This is a genomic window from Bibersteinia trehalosi USDA-ARS-USMARC-188 (genome assembly GCF_000521725.1).
Taxonomy (GTDB): domain Bacteria; phylum Pseudomonadota; class Gammaproteobacteria; order Enterobacterales; family Pasteurellaceae; genus Bibersteinia; species Bibersteinia trehalosi.
Genome location: NZ_CP006954.1, coordinates 1,589,721 through 1,607,415 on the forward strand (window position 1 = coordinate 1,589,721; position 17,695 = coordinate 1,607,415).

Sequence of the window (17,695 nt, forward strand, 5' to 3'; positions counted from 1 at the left end):
ATATCTGCATCAAAATTTATTATCTTTACACAAATTTACTTAATCTATTTTTTTAATTCCTCTTTTATTAACTATATTCACTATTTATCAATAAGTTATTTAATTTATTATTAAAAATAAATCATTCTTAATAACATCCCCGCATTTTATTTACAATAATTTACTTTTGTGGTTCATTTTGATCTGTTATTTGAATCACCGCCCGCGATTTCTCGTCCACTTGTACCGCAATACGGTGATCCACCACTACATGCATATTAATCGTAATCCCCTCTTCGGGCGTTTCCAGCTGAATCTTTGGAGTGCAAGCGCTTAAAAATAGGCAAAAATTTGCAAAAAGTAAGGTTGCTAAGTGTTTCATTTGTTTCCGTCCAATTTTTTGTACAGTTCATGTTCCAGCCGTTGTTCCAGCTGCGTGCCAGCGTTAATCAACCGCCATAAAGCAAACATATTTTCCTGATGATGGTAATGAATATTTATTTTCGTGTTTTGGTGCTCTACCAATTGGCTGCGTACTTTTGCGTTTAGCTGCATATCACCATTGGTGGCTAAATTTAGAGTTGCCGAAAATTCATTCAGCAGGCTGTCATTCACGGTGTAAGACAAAATCCGCTCGGTATAGCCCGCTTTTTGAATGGCTTGCATTAATTCTGGGGTAAATTTTAAATGTGATTTGCCACTTTGGCTTATGCTGCCATTGCAAATATAACAAGGTTTACCACTTAGCCAGAAAGGAAATTTGCCGTTTATACGCCCAGTTAAGTTAATCTGCTGATATTGTGCAAACTCAAGAATTTTTGCCAAATTAATTTGCGACAAATTAAGCTGCGCCACCTGAGTTTGTGGCAGAGCAAAACGTTCGACATTGAGGCTTCCGTCAAGCAGCTGCATACTAAGTTCGCGCAGTTGTAGCGGTTTACGTGGCGTGTAAGGATAATAGCCCTGCACTTTTGCCGATACATTTGTAATCGGCAAGCCAAGGTTTATCTCAGCAATTTTTACCGCCACAGGCTGTTTTAACCCCAGCGCAAACGCCCCCTGCTTAAATTGATAAGGAAGGGAAAATTCAATGCCTTTTAGCTCACCACTGGGCAAAGAAACCGCGCCTTGGCGAATGGCAAAATGTCCCCCAGCAATCAGCCCGCGTTTGGCATTCGCACTGAACGCTGTTTCGCCTTTAATACTGCCTTGAGTAATCACCCAATGATGGCGAAATGGAAAAAGCGATTGGAATACATTCGCCGGCTGTTCAGCCCAATAGAGCCGTCCAATCAAATCACTGGCATTTTCCGTTAAATGACGGCGCGCAAACAGACGAATCGGCCCGAGCTTACCAGCATGCAATATACCTTTAAGCTTAAGATTTTCCGTTTCGCCGTTAAAACTGAGATCTGCTGTGGGTTGTTCTAATTCGCCGCCGTAATCAAAGGCAATTTTTGGGGCGGTTAGGCGCACGATGCCGTCTAGCTCAAAGCGTTCATACCAAAATTTAATGGGCTTTTGCAGTGTGAGCTCGGTTTTGGGAATCGTAATACCATTTTGTTTGATTTGCGCCAGCTCGCCTTTAAACTCATTTAATCGAATTAAATTTTTATGCCAGTTACCACGCCCTGCTACATTAAGCCGGCTTTTCAGCGTATTAAATTGTGTGTTGCCCCAAAAGCGCCAATTCCACTGATCTTTTACTGCATTTTTTTCATTCGGGGTTTGAAAAAAGCTTAGCGCACCAGCTTTGAAATTTTTTGCATAGCCATCTAAGTGAATTTCAATATTTTTAAAATCCGGGCTTTCTCCACGAAAAATCGACTGCAAACGCCCGCTAATACCATATTTATCCACCCGAATCCCCGCTAATGGAAAGCGTAGATCGTGAATGGTTAAAAAGCGCTCTGTCCCTGTTAAACGCAATAATGCTTTGGGCAAAAATTTCAGCTGGAGATCTTGCCAACTGCCTTGGATATCCAACGGGATAGTGCTGTAGAGAATATAGTCATCGTATTTGATATTGCCGGTTATTTGCAAAGGTAGCGAAAGCTTATCTGCTTCAATCCTTCCTGCGAGATTGTTGATCACCACATTACCTTTCCCTTTAGCATTTTGCGAAAGTAAGCTAATACGAACGGCGGTTTCAATGGGTAATAAATCATCTACGCGAAAACTTTTGGGTGTGAATGTGGCGTTTATAAAAGCACGTAACGGAAATTCAGGAATGAGATCCCAATCAATTCTTGCTTGTTCAATTTGCAGGTGCTGCGCATTTAGCTTAAAAGGTAAGTGCAGCTGATTTTGTGTGTTGCTTGCCGATTGCAACACTAAATTGCCCTGTAGCGTATCATCTTCTGTTTGCCAGACTAATTGGGCATTGCCCTGCTGCAAATCCGGCAAGGCAATCCGTGTTTCGGGCAATTGCCAGCGATATGTCGCGTTTAAATTTAACGGCAGCTGTGTTAAGGAGTCTGCTAGTGTGGCTTGTGCGCTAAGGTGGTGCTGCTCGCTATCGGCTAACTGATAATGCGCCTGCAAGCCAAGCTGGTTATGCTGTAATTCAGCCGTTAAATTCAACAAAGCTTGCCCAATGTAAGCGGTCAGTTTTTGCTGGAAAAATGCAAAACGAATTTCACTCGGGCTTGCCAGCAACCCGTGCAAATGTGGGGATAAATCATCAGGTAAGTTTTTCCAATGTAGTTGTTTTATCGCGGCTTCCCCTTCTGGCAACAAAGCCAGTAGAGAACTTAATGTGGTAGAGGCGTTCTCGCTACTGCTCTGCGCATTACGGCTAAGCAACATGCTTAAACAGTAGTAATCAATTTCGGCACTTTGTAGCTGAATCTGCTGAGTTTGCCACCATTGCACCTTCAGCTGTGTTGCACTTAACAACGGGCAATGTTGATAATGTAAAGTAAATGAGGGTAATTGCGCTTTTTCTAAATCAGCTTCTAAACCAAGCGGTGTTTCAATGCGCCATTCTTCGGGCAAAACCAGATTCAGCGCACTGGAGAGTTGGCTACCGGTCATTAACGCCGCACCACTTGCGAGTAAAACCGCAAGCAGTGCCGCCAAAATGAGCAAGGTACGCCGAATAATCATTAGAAAATATTAGTGAGAGGATAAAGCATAGATAAGAAGGTGGCGGCTGTCCACGCCACAGGATTCTTAATATTTTTGCCCTGTTTGCCAATAAGCAGCCAAGCCAACATGGCTAACACGACAAATTGCAGCGCAAAGAAAGCAAAATAAGGCAAGGTCGCCAATTCTGGCATAATATTGAGTTCTTGGTATAAGACAAAAATCACCCAAATGTAGTTAAAAATCAGCACAATAAGGCTTAGTTGCACCAATAACTTAAAAAAGCCATCTAAGCGACTTTTCGCTAACATCATATACCAACCAAGCAGCAATAAGCCAAGCTGAATCTGAGCAAAATAGTTGCCTCTTACCCAGTTTAATAGCGAGGGTAATTCAACCCAGTAGCAAATACTGTAAGCCAGTATACCAATCGCGCCTAATGCAAAACCAAGATAACTAAAGATTTTTTGCATTGGTTCATCATCTGGAAAGCGCCAATATAATAAAGGAATAAATAAGGCAGCTAAATTTGCCAGCGATAACAAAATATGTTTTGGGGTAAAAAATACAGTATAGAGAAAATTCCCCAAGGCAAAAGCGGCTAAAAATGGCAAGACAAATGCTAAGCGCCCTTTTTGCCCTGGACAGATTTGCCCTTTCCACAGCACCACCAATGCCAGCAATGCCGCAACAAAAAAGGCAATTAAATAAGGAGAAAGGAAAATACTATTCGCGGGCGAACCAATATAATGGGCAAGCATTTGAATAAAGAGCATTAACACTACCGGCAATGCCGCGTGGCTCGAAATTTCCCATTTTGAAGGGGTATCATGATCGTGAGACATAGTTTTATTTGAGAAAAAATGATTTTAGAGGCGGATTATGCCATAATACCCGCTCCTTTTTCTATTTTTGGGAAGTTAATTTATGCGAATTTTACATACAATGCTACGAGTGGGGAATTTAGAACGCTCTGTCAAATTCTATACCGAGGTATTAGGTATGCGCTTATTACGTCAAAGCGAGAATACCGAATACAAATACACCCTTGCTTTCTTAGGCTATGGCGATGAAAGCGAAACCGCCGTATTAGAATTGACTTACAACTGGGGCGTTGAAAGCTATGAACTTGGTAATGCTTATGGGCATATTGCGATTGGCGTAGATGATATTTATGCAACCGTAGAAGCAGTGCGCCAAGCAGGCGGTAAGGTTACACGTGAAGCCGGCCCGGTGCTAGGCGGCACAACCGTCATCGCATTTGTTGAAGACCCAGATGGTTACAAAATTGAATTTATCGCAAATAAAGATGCTGATAAAGCATTAGGCAACTAATTTTCTTTTTCTGGTAACGGTTTTGCAAGCGGTAAGATTTTTGCCAAATTTTGCAAAACCGTTCTTTTTTTGTTATGACCGAACAAACTGAAACTATTGACTACAATTTACTGAAAAACCGTTTCCGTGGCTATTTGCCCGTGGTGATCGATGTGGAAACTGCGGGGTTAAATGCCGAAACGGACGCGCTACTCGAGCTTGCCGCAATTACACTCAAAATGGATGAAAACGGCTATCTCGTGCAAGACCAACAATATCATAGCCATATCCAGCCATTTGCCGGCGCAAACATTAATCCTGAAGCGTTAAAAATTAATGGGATTAATATTGAAGATCCAACGCGTAATGCTCAGCCTGAAGAGATCGCCATTATTGAAATGTTTAAAATGGTACGTAAAGCGGTGAAAGCCAATGGCTGCCAGCGCGCAGTGATCGTGGCGCATAATGCTGCCTTTGATCAAGGCTTTTTACACGCGGCTGTCAAACGTATCAATGCTAAGCGCGATCCCTTCCACCCTTTTGCTATGTTTGATACCGCAACTCTCGCGGGCTTTATGTATGGACAAACGGTGCTGGTGAAAGCCTGCCAAATGGCAAAAATTCCATTTGACGGTAAACAAGCACATTCTGCTTTATATGACACCGAACGCACTGCCGAACTTTTTTGTGCGATGGTAAACCGTTTAAAAGATTTAGGCGGTTTTCCGCTCTCCGTTGAATAACAACAAACTATTTTTTCCATGATAGGCACTCCTCAAAGACGAGTGCCATCAATACTTGTTCGCGATTTCCCCTTTACAATATCACCCCAAAAGCAAGCCTTCGTTTCTAAATAGGCGCTTGCAATTTCATCTAAATACAGCCATTTCATATCCCTGATAGCCGCTTGCGAAAGCTATACCATCGATGCACTACGCGCAAAGGTTTAATTTTCATCTAAAGAACGAAGTCCCCCCTTTACATAAGTTTACACAACCAATAGAATAAGAATGATTTTTATTTATTATTTTTTTATAAGGGAGACACTATGTTTAAACTCAAAAGCCGTTTTGTGCTATTGAATATTGCACTACTCAGCGCCTGCACTTCAAATGGTGGTAGTTTTGATGTGCAATCGGTAAAAGTCGAATCGAATAAACCAGACTCACCAAAACCCAGCTTACAAGATGACAATAGTAGCGCAAGACGTACCATAAATAACACCGAAGCCGCTGCTTTATTACAACCTGGCTTTGGTTTTTCAGCCAAAATTCCACGCCGTAATCAGCTACCACAAGCTAATGAGAATACTGCTCCGATAGGGGAAATAACGCCAATTGCCGGAGATCTGACCAAAATTCCGTATGAAGAAGAAGTAAAAGCATACGGTTATGACGATGAGGGGTTTAGCCATACCCATGATGGGCATAATGGACACAATACTCGAGACTTCAAATTTGTTCGTTCTGGTTATGTATTACATTCCGGTGCAAAACCAGAGATTAAGCATAAAGAAGTGCTACGGACAGGTGCTCATGGTTATGTGTACTATTTAGGTACACATCCAGCCAAAGCAATGCCAGCTCAAAAAGCCATTTATAAGGGATATTGGGATTTTACGACCGATGCAAGAAAAGATAGAGATTCTCAATATTTCTCCAATTCAGCAGGGGTAAATATTGGTGCCACACCGGAAAACAGTCGAGACGTGAATCTTGATGATGCTGAAAAACCGATGGGGCATACCGGTGAATTTACCGCTGATTTCTCTAATAAAACGCTAACTGGCACATTGGTGCGCAATGGATACGTTAAACCTCGTACCAACGAACAAAAAATCACACCTCTTTACGATATTAATGCCACTATCCAAGGTAACCGATTTAGTGGTAAAGCCAATGCTAGAAACACTGAAGATCCTTACTTTGGAAAAGATTCTTCTACGCTTGAAGGTGGTTTTTTTGGTGATAATGCTCAAGAGCTTGCTGGTAAATTCTTAGCTGATGATAAATCAATATTCGTGGTATTCGCTGGTAAACGCGATGCGCAAGAAAATGACAGCGAGCGCGCCTTCGATGCCTTAAAAGTGAGTTTAAAAGATTTAAGTAAATCAGAAATGGATACTTTCGGCAATGCAACCCATCTGCTGATTAACAATACACAAATTCCTCTGATTGCAGAAGGTAAAAAAAGCTTTGCTGAAATGAAATTTGATGATTTGGTTATGCCCACCGTTGGTGGCAAAACCTATCGCATTTCTGTCTGCTGTAATAATTTAGACTATGTCAAATTTGGTACTTACAGTGAAGAGAATGATAAAGACAGTTCCCATCTTTATTTAGTGGGGGAACGTACTGCAGTAGCAGATCTACCTTCAGGCAAAGCGCAATACCGAGGCACTTGGAATGGTATTATGCGTAGCGAAGCCGGCTCTGCCGGAGCTGAGTCACCAAGCAATAGCGAAAGCGGCACTCGCTCGCTGTTTGATGTAGATTTTGCCAATAAGAAAATCAACGGCAAGTTGATAGCTAATGATGGTGTTGAAGAGCGTCCAATGCTCACCCTTGAAGGCGAAATTAAAGCCAATGGTTTTGCTGGCACAGCTAAAACCAGTGATTCAGGTTTTAATCTTGATCCAAAAAGTACTTGGGGAGGCACCGTCATACATGTTGATAGCCAATTCGAGGGAGCATTCTACGGTAAAAATGCTTTAGAGCTTGGTGGAATTGTGCATGATAGTAACAGCAAGGATAAAGTTAGCATCACCTTTGCTGGCAAACGACAAATTGAAAAATAATAGCGAAAAATGACTGCTTGTTCGTAAGCGGTCTATTTATGCAATAAAAATACAGAATATTTAAGGAGACAATGAGAATGAAAAAAAACTTTGCTTATCACCCATTGAGTGCTGCCATTTTTGCTGCACTTATCTCACCTACGGTGTCTGCCAATACGCAAACAAATACGAATACAGAACGACTTGAACTAGACGAAGTCATTGTAACTGAAAGCCGTTACGCTCACGAACGTCAAAACGAAGTAACTGGCTTGGGGAAAGTAGTGAAAAATTATCACGAAATGAGTAAAAATCAAATTCTTGGTATTCGTGATTTAACTCGCTATGACCCCGGTATTTCGGTGGTGGAACAAGGTCGCGGTGCAAGTAGTGGCTATGCCATTCGAGGTGTAGATAAAAACCGTGTCAGCTTGCTCGTTGATGGGCTACCACAAGCGCAGCATTATCATACGCTAGGTTCAGATGCTAATGGTGGTGCAATTAATGAGATTGAGTATGAAAACATTCGTTCAATTGAGTTAAGCAAAGGAGCAAGTTCTGCGGAATATGGCTCTGGTGCGCTAGGTGGTGCTATTGGTTTTCGTACTAAAGATGCGCAGGATATTATTAAAGAGGGGCAGCATTGGGGCTTAGATAGTAAGACCTCTTATGCCAGCAAAAATAGCCATTTTTTACAGTCTATCGCAGCGGCTGGTGAGGCGGGTGGTTTTGAAGCACTTGTTATTGCAACTCACCGACACGGTAAAGAGACCAAAATTCATTCCGAGGCAAATAAATTAAAACATAATATTCGGCGTATAACCGGCTTTGAAAATCGCTACGATCTTTACCCAGGTTCCGCACAGAATGCTCCTGGAGGATCTTTTTTTATTGTGGAAGATACTTGCCCAACATTAGATTGTACTCCTCGTGCAAGGCCTAAGTTGAACCGCGATAATTTCCCAGTGAGAACATTTCCGGAATATACGCCTGAAGAGCGTAAACAGCTTGAGCAGATTCCTTATCGCACTGAGCAGCTCTCAGCCCAAGAATATACCGGTAAAGATCGCATTGCACCAAACCCTTTAGATTACAAGAGTAATTCTGTTTTTATGAAGTTTGGCTATCACTTTAACTCGTCTCATTATCTTGGCGCAATCTTAGAAGATACAAAACAACGCTACGATATCCGTGATATGCAAACGCCAGCTTACTATACAAAAGACGATATTAATATCAGGGTAGACAACTTATCACGTAAGAACTCTTCTGTTTATGAAGGGGATAATATTTTAGATGGCTTAGTGTTCGATAGAAGGATCCCTTATGGGTTGCGCTATAGCCATGTGAAGTTTTTTGATGAACGTCACCACAAACGTCGTTTAGGATTTAACTATCAATATACACCAGAGAATAATCGCTGGTTGGATAACATTAAACTCAGTGCGGATAAACAAGATATTGAACTATATAGCCGGCTACATCGCTTACATTGTAGCGATTACCCTGTAGTAGATAAAAACTGTCGTCCGACTTTGGATAAATCTTGGTCGATGTATCGAACTGAGCGTAATAATTACCAAGAAAAGCATCGTGTCATTCATTTAGAATTTGATAAAGCGCTAAATGCTGGTCAAGGCGTATTTAAGCAAACCCACAAACTGAATTTAGGGTTGGGCTTTGATCGATTTAATTCGCTTATGGATCATGGGGATATGACTGCCCAATATACCAAAGGCGGTTATACCAGCTACCGCGGTAGAGGGCGTTTAGATAATCCATATATTTATCGTCGCAATCCACGCAGTATTGAAACGGTATCTTTGTGTAATAATACACACGGCGACATCATAAACTGTGAACCGCGTAAAATTAAAGGCGATAGCCATTTTGTTAGCTTCCGCGATCTAGTGATAAGCGAGTATGTGGATTTGGGATTAGGGGTGCGTTTTGATCAACATCGATTTAAATCTGATGATCCGTGGACACTTAGCCGAACTTATCGAAATTGGTCTTGGAATGGCGGGATTACGCTTAAACCAACAGAGTTTGTATCGCTTTCTTATCGCATTTCAAACGGTTTTAGAGTGCCTGCATTCTATGAACTTTATGGTAAACGTGATCATATTGGGCTTAAAGATAACGAATATGTGCAACGCGAGCAACGTAGCCACCAGTTAGAGCCAGAAAAATCGACTAATCATGAGATTGGAGTTAGCTTTAAAGGTCAATTTGGTTACCTTGATGTGAGCTATTTCCGTAATAACTATAAAAATATGATTGCGACAGCATGTAAAAGAATAATACAAAAATCACACTGTTTCTCTAACTACCATAATATTCAAGATGTAGCACTAAACGGGATAAATTTAGTCGCTAAATTTGACTTACACGGTATTTTATCTATGCTGCCAGATGGTTTTTATTCATCAGTTGCTTATAACCGTGTAAAAGTAAAAGAGCGGAAACTAACCGACTCAAGACTCGATAGCGTAAACGATCCTATTCTAGATGCGATTCAGCCAGCACGCTATGTGCTTGGATTCGGCTACGATCACCCAGAAGAAAAATGGGGAATTGGTATTACCACCACCTATTCCAAAGCTAAAAAAGCCGATGAGGTGGCAGGCACACGTCATCACGGCATATATCGCGTTGATTTAGGTGGCAAACTTACCGGTTCTTGGTACACCCATGATATTACCGGCTACATCAATTATAAAAACTACACCTTACGTGGAGGAATTTATAATGTGACTAATCGTAAATATTCTACTTGGGAATCAGTGCGCCAATCCGGTGTGAATGCAGTAAACCAAGACCGAGGTAGCAATTACACTCGATTTGCCGCCCCAGGGCGGAATTTCAGTTTGGCATTTGAAATGAAATTCTGATTAAACACAAATAGGCGGGTCATTCACCCGCCAATATTATTTTAGGAATTGGTAAAATACCGATTAAAAATGACCGCTTGCTTAAGCATTGTGATATTCAATAACGGAAAATGCTTAAATTTTACTTTCATTAAATAGCTATTCGCTATATCATTAGCCACTATTTAAAAACACCTCAAACTGACGTCTTTTACGTCAGTTTTTTTACATTTTCTCAACATTGCCCTAGGGGGAAAACAAAAATAAATGGAAAAGTTAGAGCAGAAACCGATTATTGAGCTTCGTTCTATTACCAAGCGTTATGGCGAAAAAACGATTATCGATGGCTTAGATCTCACGATTAATGATGGTGAATTTCTTACCATTCTTGGCCCTTCTGGTTGTGGTAAAACAACCGTACTCCGCCTAATTGCCGGCTTTGAAGAATTAACCGATGGTGCGATTATTCTTGATGGACAAGATGTTTCTGATATTCCAGCAGAACAACGCCCAGTAAATACCGTTTTCCAAAGCTATGCGCTTTTCCCTCATATGACCATTTTTGAAAACGTGGCATTTGGCTTGCGTATGCAAAAAGTACCGAATGATCAAATTAAACCTCGCGTTATGGAAGCATTACGCATGGTACGTTTGGAAGAAATGGCAAACCGTAAACCTTCACAACTTTCTGGTGGTCAGCAGCAACGTATTGCTATTGCCCGAGCCGTGGTTAATCAGCCAAAAGTGTTGTTATTAGATGAATCCCTTTCTGCATTAGATTATAAATTGCGTAAAGAGATGCAACACGAGCTGAAACAACTGCAACGCCAGTTAGGCATTACCTTTATCTTTGTTACCCACGATCAGGAAGAGGCATTAACTATGTCTGATCGGATTATCGTGATGAATAAAGGTAAAGTGCAGCAAGATGGCAGCCCGAAAGAGATTTATGAAGATCCAACCAACTTGTTCGTGGCTCGTTTTATCGGTGAAATCAACGTCTTTGATGCAACCGTGATTGAACGTATCGATGAAAAACGTGTAAAAGCGAATGTGGAAGGACGCATCTGCGAAATCTATACCAAACTTGATGTTCAACCAAGCCAAAAAGTGAAAGTATTGCTTCGTCCAGAAGATATTGTGATTGAAGAATTAGACGAAAACGAAAGTTCAAAAGCGATTATCGGACATGTTAGCGACCGTACTTACAAAGGTATGACACTTGAATCTAATATCGTGTTAGATCACAACCAAATGAAAGTACTGGTCAGCGAGTTCTTCAATGAAGATGATCCGCATATTGATCACTCAGTTGGACAAAAAGTTGCCTTAACATGGCACGAAGGTTGGGAGGTTGTACTCAACGATGAAAATGAGTAGTAACAAATTCCAAAATGTTACTGTCGCCGTGATTTTTGGCTGGTTAATCTTCTTTGTATTAGTACCGAATTTATTGGTCTTTTTTACCAGCTTTATGACCAAAGACAGTAGCAATCTGATTGAATTTACATTCTCGCTAGATAGTTATAAGCGTTTAATTGATCCTCTTTACTCCAAAGTATTGTGGAACTCGCTTTATATGTCGGGGATTGCAACGGTGATTTGCTTGATTATTGGCTATCCATTTGCCTTTATGATTGCCAAAATCCCCGCAAAATATCGCCCGTTCTTGCTCTTTTTGGTGGTATTGCCATTCTGGACCAACTCGTTAATCCGTATTTACGGTATGAAGATTTTCCTTGGGGTAAAAGGGCTGCTAAACGAAGCGTTATTGTGGCTTGGGGTAATTGATACACCAATTCGTATTTTAAATACGGAAGTCGCTGTTGTCATTGGCTTAGTCTATATTTTATTACCATTTATGATTTTGCCACTCTACTCTTCAATTGAAAAAATTGACGGACGCTTATTAGAAGCGGCAAAAGATTTAGGGGCAAATGCCTTTCAGCGTTTTATTAAAGTGATTATTCCTTTAACTATGCCGGGGATCGTTGCTGGCTGCTTGCTCGTATTGCTACCTGCAATGGGAATGTTCTATGTCGCCGACCTTTTAGGTGGCGCGAAAGTATTGCTAGTGGGTAATATTATTAAGAGTGAATTTTTAGTGACCCGCAACTGGCCATTTGGCTCAGCAATTAGTATTGCTTTAACCATTCTCATGGCATTGATGTTATACATTTACTACCGTGCAAATAAATTGATGAATAAAAAGGTGGAGCTAGAGTAATGAGACGTGTATTTAAAAGCCTTTTTATGTTTTTGGTGTACGCTTATTTGTACATTCCAATTATTATCTTGGTAGTAAACTCCTTTAATGCAGACCGTTACGGTTTAAGTTGGAAAGGATTTAGCTGGAACTGGTATGAACGTTTATTTAATAACGCAACGTTAATACAAGCCGCAACGAACTCCATTACCATTGCATTTTTCTCGGCAACGGTAGCAACCATTATCGGGGCATTAACTTCGATTGCACTATACCGCTACCGTTTCCGTGGGAAACAATTTGTCGGTGGTATGTTGTTTATCGTCATGATGTCGCCTGATATTGTAATGGCAGTATCGCTATTAGCGCTATTTATGCTGGTTGGCGTATCGCTTGGTTTCTGGTCATTATTATTGGCACACGTCACGTTCTGTTTGCCATATGTAGTGATAACCGTTTCATCACGTTTAAGCGATTTCGATAGCAAAATGCTTGAAGCGGCAAAAGATTTAGGCGCAAGTGAAACCACGATTTTGCGTAAGATCTTATTACCATTGCTATTACCAGCTATTATTTCTGGTTGGTTACTAAGCTTTACGATTTCTCTTGATGATGTGGTGGTCTCCTCATTTGTAACGAGTGCAAGTTATGAAGTTTTACCGCTGAAGATTTTCTCATTGGTAAAAACAGGGGTGACACCTGAAGTGAATGCACTTGCTACGATTATGATCATCTTCTCGCTTGCTTTGGTGGTATTAAGCCAGCTCGTACTGCGTAAGAAAGATTAATTAGAACTCAATAACCCGCTCAACAAGCGGGTTATTTTTTGCATTTTTTTGCAAAAATCCTACCGCTTGCTCTGTTCATTTATACAGTTTTCCGCTATCCTTAGCACTTTTCTACTCAACAAAACGAATAATGATTGGACGACTACACGGTAAAATTCTCGAAAAATCCCCACCTGAGATGGTGCTAGATGTTAATGGCGTAGGCTATGAAGTTTTACTGCCAATGACCAGTTTCTATAATCTTCCCTCACTTAATGAAGAAGTGACCATTTTTACTCATCTTGTTGTGCGCGAAGATGCCCATCTACTCTTTGGCTTTGCACAAAAACAGGATAGAACTCTTTTCCGTGAATTAATAAAAACCAACGGTGTAGGCCCTAAACTGGCACTGGCTATTTTATCTGCAATGTCTGTGTCTCAATTTGCTACAGCAATTGAACAAGAAGAGCTGGCAAAACTCACCAAAATCCCAGGGGTGGGTAAAAAAACCGCAGAGCGTTTGCTGGTTGAACTGAAAGGCAAATTCAAAGGAGTATCTCAAAATGATTTCTTTATTGAACAATCAAGCGATCATCTTGTTGCTCAGACAGCCAATAGCCCTGCTGATGAAGCTTGTGACGCCTTAATTGCACTGGGCTATAAACCAAATGACGCCGAAAAAATGATTAAGAAAGTCAATAAAGCTGGCGCGACTGCGGAACAATTAATCCGCGAAGCATTAAAAAATTCGTTATAAATATAAATCATGATTGAAGCCGACCGTATTATTTCCGCCAGTCCGCGAGCGGAAGAAGAAGCTATAGACCGCGCAATTCGTCCAAAGATGCTCAGCGACTACGTTGGACAACCTTCTGTATGCGAGCAAATGGAGATCTTTATCAAAGCAGCCAAACTCCGAAATGATGCTCTTGATCATCTCTTGATCTTTGGCCCGCCAGGTTTAGGTAAAACCACATTAGCTAATATTGTTGCGAATGAGATGGGCGTAAATATTCGTACCACCTCAGGGCCTGTGCTTGAAAAAGCGGGCGATTTAGCTGCAATGCTGACCAATCTCGAACCTTATGATGTGCTGTTTATCGATGAAATTCACCGCCTATCACCAGCAATTGAAGAGGTACTTTACCCTGCAATGGAAGATTATCAGCTTGATATTATGATTGGTGAAGGCCCTGCAGCACGCTCTATTAAACTTGATCTGCCTCCATTTACCTTGGTTGGGGCAACAACTCGCGCAGGCTCACTCACATCGCCTTTGAGAGACCGCTTTGGCATTGTGCAACGATTAGAATTTTATTCTGTAGACGATCTCAGTTCTATTGTTAGTCGTTCTGCAAGCTGTTTAAATCTTAATCTTTCTCCGGAGGGCGCCTACGAAATTGCGCGCCGTTCTCGAGGCACGCCGCGTATTGCAAACCGCTTACTCCGCCGTGTACGAGATTTTGCTGATGTACGTAACAACAGCATCATTTCATCAGATATTGCAAAGCAAGCCCTAGAAATGCTCGATGTCGATAAAGAAGGCTTTGATTTTATGGATAGAAAACTGCTTTCAGCCGTTATTGAACGCTTTGATGGTGGGCCGGTCGGTTTAGACAATCTGGCAGCGGCAATCGGTGAAGAACGCGATACCATTGAAGATGTGCTAGAGCCCTATTTAATCCAACAGGGTTTTTTGCAGCGTACTCCACGGGGAAGAATTGCAACTAACCGTACTTATGCTCATTTTGGTTTAACACGAGTTGAATAATGCAATGAAAAAAGAAGAAATACAAAAGCTACAAGATCTTTATAATCAATGGGTTAAGCTGGTACCCGAATTAGAAAAAAGCATAGCGCAATGGCAACAAGCAGAAAGGCTCCTGAAACCACTGTCAGCCTTTTATGCCAGCCCTGCTTGGCGAGAGCTACATGAACATTTTGATGAAATACTCGATACGCAAGGGAATTACAGCATTTTATCAGAAGATGCGTTATGGAATGCCTTAAGTGATCATAAAGCACTCTATGATGAATTAGATGAAATATTGCAAACTAGCTTTTCAAAATACCCAGAATAACCTTCCGCGAAGGCATGTTGATGTTCCTAGAGCATTAGCTTAGGCAAATTTTGTAAAATATTATGAGAAAACAACCGCTTAGCTGCCATAATAAACGGCGGTTAAGCCTTGTTTTCTTGATGATTCCTGTTACTATTTTGTCATTTTTTTAATAAAGGAAGCAACACAATGGAAAACCAATCTGACACGTTTAGCCAAAATATAATAGAATCCAAAGAAAACGACTCTGAAGCGGGGATTAATTTTAATCCCTCACAGGTAAAATACATTTCCCATTCCACCCACAATGAACCAGCCGTGGTTGAAGCGGTTACACCAGAACCTATCGAAGCAGAAGAGATCATACATGTAGAAGGGGCAGAATCGGAGAGCTCTACCTTTACTTGGCTAGCAGGCACCTTAGTCGCCGCAGGAGGAACAGCATTTGCGGTCAGTACTGCTCAAAGTAGTAAACCCTCCTCCTCGCCTAAAGAGAATAGCGTAAAACCAAATAATTCAGAAACTGTAAAGTCTGCTACCGAACCTACTCCTTCTTCCTCTCCCAATAATCCTCCCGATACTCAGGATACCCTCCCCCCCCAAAACGAGCACAGCTCCAATAAACCTGCTCAACCCGATGGGCAGAGAGAACCTGAAGTACCAAACGAAGTAATGCAGCCTAGCATCATTACCACAAAAATTTATTATCCTAATGGTGATGTTTTAACGCATAAGGGAGAAACGGCGCTGGATCTAGCTAATATTCAATATAAAACCTATAACGCACAAGAATTAGATTCTGCCAATAACGAACAAATTATCTATATTGATAAATCCCATCCAGCCTTTGCCGGTTTACTCGCTGGCGCTGAAGCCTATATTAAGGATTTATCCGATGAGCAAGTTCAGCAGGCAATTGCAGACGCTTATCAAATTGATAGCGATGGTGATGGTATCATCGATCTACTTGATCGCTCTCCTAGCATGTGGAATGTCTCTGATCGTGATTTACGCATTTTTTCAACCTTGGCGTATGAATCTAAAAACTCACTCACTGCGGCTTTTAATCAAAATGACACCACATTGATCAAAAAAGAATTAGCTGACGGCTCAATTAAAGTAGGCGATACTGATGTGGCAAACGTTGATTTAGATTTATTAACTCAGCATTGGACACTGTTAAACTTTGGCTCACCGGGTTCTGGCTTACAATATGCCGTATTCGGCAATGGTGCAAAACCAGACGGCAGCTACCAAAATATTATTGTAGCGTTCCGCGGCACAAGCGCATTAAACGATTTAACTGCGGATATAAAAATTTATAACGGCAATGTTCCGACCCAAGCTACATATTTAGATCAACTTGCCGATAGCCTTGCACAGTACCGTGCAGAGAATATTTATGCGACAGGTCATTCTTTAGGTGGTTATTTAGCACAATATTTTTCCACTAAATCGGTGGTAAACAGTCAAGCATTACAAGATAGTTTCAAGCATAGTGCCCTGTTTAATCCTGTCCCTTTACCGAATGAAAAAGCCACGATAGAACTACGCCAATTAAGCGATGATTGGTCAAGAACTGGGGTTGATGGTGAACGCTATAACATTACTAGCTCTTATATTATTAAAGGTGAAATGGTCTATGATGGCGCAGCTGATCTTGCTGCTAAAATCTCTAACACTGGGCTATTTGCAACAATTGGTAGCTTAATCGCGGGCTTATTTACCGGCGGTTTGGCTTGGGTTACCGCCGCGGGCTTGATAGGAGGACTAACCGCCGCAAATAAAGATGCTTTAAGCGCATTAGCAAAAGGCTTAGGTGGTTATGAAAACAGTGAAGTAATTGATTTAAATGACGCAAATTCAGATCCGATGACAAGACACAAAATGGTACGCTTTTATGATCAGCACGGAGAACTTAAAGCTGCATTTACACAAGGTTATCGTATGGATAATCACTATTTACATGATGATAGCGATACCGATGGTTTAAGCGATTACCAAGAAGCACGAATCGGCACTGATATCCATTTAAAAGATACCGATGGCGACGGCATTGCTGATGCAATTGAAATTAAAGTGAATGCCAATGCCCTAAATAGCGCCGAAACACCTTGGGCAGTAGATTCAGGCGAAACGCACTTCGACACTACCCCAATGTTAGTCACGGCAGAAGTCATTGAAGCAGATGTTAGTACGATCAAAGGGCTGGTATTCACCCCAAGCCAACAAGCTGATGGTGTACTTTATACGGTATCAGAAGTTATTGAATCTCTTCCAAGCATTTTAATCGATGAAGATATTACACATGAGAATAATCTTGCTTGGATTAATGCCACCGAGCATAATGATCTTATTGAGGTCGGCAGTGGCTCTGTCTTAATTAATACTCTTGCTGGCAACGATAGTATCCAGTTTAACTCTCTAAATAATGGCGCGATTGCTTATCTAAACGACTTTGATCCTAGCCAAGATAAGCTACTCTTTGCACAAGATATTTTTGCTGACAGTAGCCAGTTCCAATACGATCAAAATTCTGGGAAATTAAGCTATAGCAATATACACTTTGCGACCTTTGAACAAGGATTGGCGTTAGACATACAACAATTTGAATTAATCTAATTTGCAAATTA

The 17,695-nt window shown here is 41.2% G+C and carries 14 protein-coding genes; 11 read left to right on the forward strand and 3 right to left on the reverse strand.

From position 1 onward, the window contains the following. Window positions 1-160 precede the first annotated feature (160 nt). The 3 genes from F542_RS07280 to F542_RS07290 are packed head-to-tail and all read right to left on the reverse strand — an operon-like array spanning window position 161 to window position 3,911. Window positions 161-361, reverse strand: coding sequence for a YnbE family lipoprotein (locus F542_RS07280; RefSeq protein WP_025267193.1), 201 nt, complete (start codon window positions 359-361; stop codon window positions 161-163). Next, window positions 358-3,087 carry a YdbH family protein gene (locus F542_RS07285; protein WP_081733479.1) on the reverse strand — a complete coding sequence of 910 codons (2,730 nt, stop codon included), beginning with the start codon at window positions 3,085-3,087 and terminating at the stop codon, window positions 358-360. Before F542_RS07285 ends, F542_RS07280 begins: the two co-directional genes overlap by 4 nt. Beyond that, on the reverse strand, window positions 3,087-3,911 hold the full coding sequence (locus tag F542_RS07290; protein ID WP_025267195.1) for a hypothetical protein: 825 nt from the start codon (window positions 3,909-3,911) through the stop codon (window positions 3,087-3,089). The genes F542_RS07285 and F542_RS07290 overlap by 1 nt, the downstream gene beginning before the upstream one ends. Window positions 3,912-3,993: 82 nt before the next feature. On the opposite strand from F542_RS07290, the gene gloA reads away from it, so the two are divergent. The 11 genes from gloA to F542_RS10780 all read left to right on the forward strand — a co-directional run bounded on the left by gloA (window position 3,994) and on the right by F542_RS10780 (window position 17,684). Next, window positions 3,994-4,401 carry a lactoylglutathione lyase gene (gloA, locus tag F542_RS07295; protein WP_025267196.1) on the forward strand — a complete coding sequence of 136 codons (408 nt, stop codon included), beginning with the start codon at window positions 3,994-3,996 and terminating at the stop codon, window positions 4,399-4,401. A 74-nt stretch (window positions 4,402-4,475) separates the two neighbouring features. Then, window positions 4,476-5,123 (forward strand): ribonuclease T, encoded by a 648-nt coding sequence (rnt, locus tag F542_RS07300; protein ID WP_025267197.1) that lies wholly within the window; start codon window positions 4,476-4,478, stop codon window positions 5,121-5,123. A 305-nt stretch (window positions 5,124-5,428) separates the two neighbouring features. Then, a complete protein-coding gene (locus F542_RS07305) occupies window positions 5,429-7,177 on the forward strand; it encodes a transferrin-binding protein-like solute binding protein (RefSeq protein WP_025267198.1) in 1,749 nt (582 codons plus the stop codon). Window positions 7,178-7,254: 77 nt separating this feature from the next. Then, window positions 7,255-10,050: a lactoferrin/transferrin family TonB-dependent receptor gene (locus F542_RS07310; protein ID WP_025267199.1), complete on the forward strand. Its 2,796-nt coding sequence runs from the start codon at window positions 7,255-7,257 to the stop codon at window positions 10,048-10,050. Between the two features lie 246 nt (window positions 10,051-10,296). Continuing rightward, window positions 10,297-11,409, forward strand: a complete 1,113-nt coding sequence (potA, locus tag F542_RS07315; RefSeq protein WP_015432141.1) for a spermidine/putrescine ABC transporter ATP-binding protein PotA — start codon at window positions 10,297-10,299, stop codon at window positions 11,407-11,409. Then, the gene (gene potB, locus F542_RS07320; RefSeq protein WP_025267200.1) at window positions 11,396-12,256 is read left to right on the forward strand and encodes a spermidine/putrescine ABC transporter permease PotB; all 861 of its coding nucleotides are present in this window, start codon (window positions 11,396-11,398) and stop codon (window positions 12,254-12,256) included. The genes potA and potB overlap by 14 nt, the downstream gene beginning before the upstream one ends. Continuing rightward, window positions 12,256-13,023 carry a spermidine/putrescine ABC transporter permease PotC gene (gene potC, locus F542_RS07325; RefSeq protein ID WP_025267201.1) on the forward strand — a complete coding sequence of 256 codons (768 nt, stop codon included), beginning with the start codon at window positions 12,256-12,258 and terminating at the stop codon, window positions 13,021-13,023. Before potB ends, potC begins: the two co-directional genes overlap by 1 nt. Before the next feature lie 130 nt (window positions 13,024-13,153). Then, window positions 13,154-13,759, forward strand: coding sequence for a Holliday junction branch migration protein RuvA (gene ruvA, locus F542_RS07330; RefSeq protein WP_025267202.1), 606 nt, complete (start codon window positions 13,154-13,156; stop codon window positions 13,757-13,759). A 9-nt stretch (window positions 13,760-13,768) separates the two neighbouring features. Beyond that, window positions 13,769-14,773, forward strand: a complete 1,005-nt coding sequence (gene ruvB / locus F542_RS07335) for a Holliday junction branch migration DNA helicase RuvB (RefSeq protein WP_025267203.1) — start codon at window positions 13,769-13,771, stop codon at window positions 14,771-14,773. Between the two features lie 4 nt (window positions 14,774-14,777). After that, on the forward strand, window positions 14,778-15,083 hold the full coding sequence (locus F542_RS07340; protein WP_025267204.1) for a DUF4298 domain-containing protein: 306 nt from the start codon (window positions 14,778-14,780) through the stop codon (window positions 15,081-15,083). A 168-nt stretch (window positions 15,084-15,251) separates the two neighbouring features. Continuing rightward, window positions 15,252-17,684 carry an Mbeg1-like protein gene (locus F542_RS10780; protein ID WP_025267205.1) on the forward strand — a complete coding sequence of 811 codons (2,433 nt, stop codon included), beginning with the start codon at window positions 15,252-15,254 and terminating at the stop codon, window positions 17,682-17,684. Window positions 17,685-17,695: the final 11 nt, after the last annotated feature.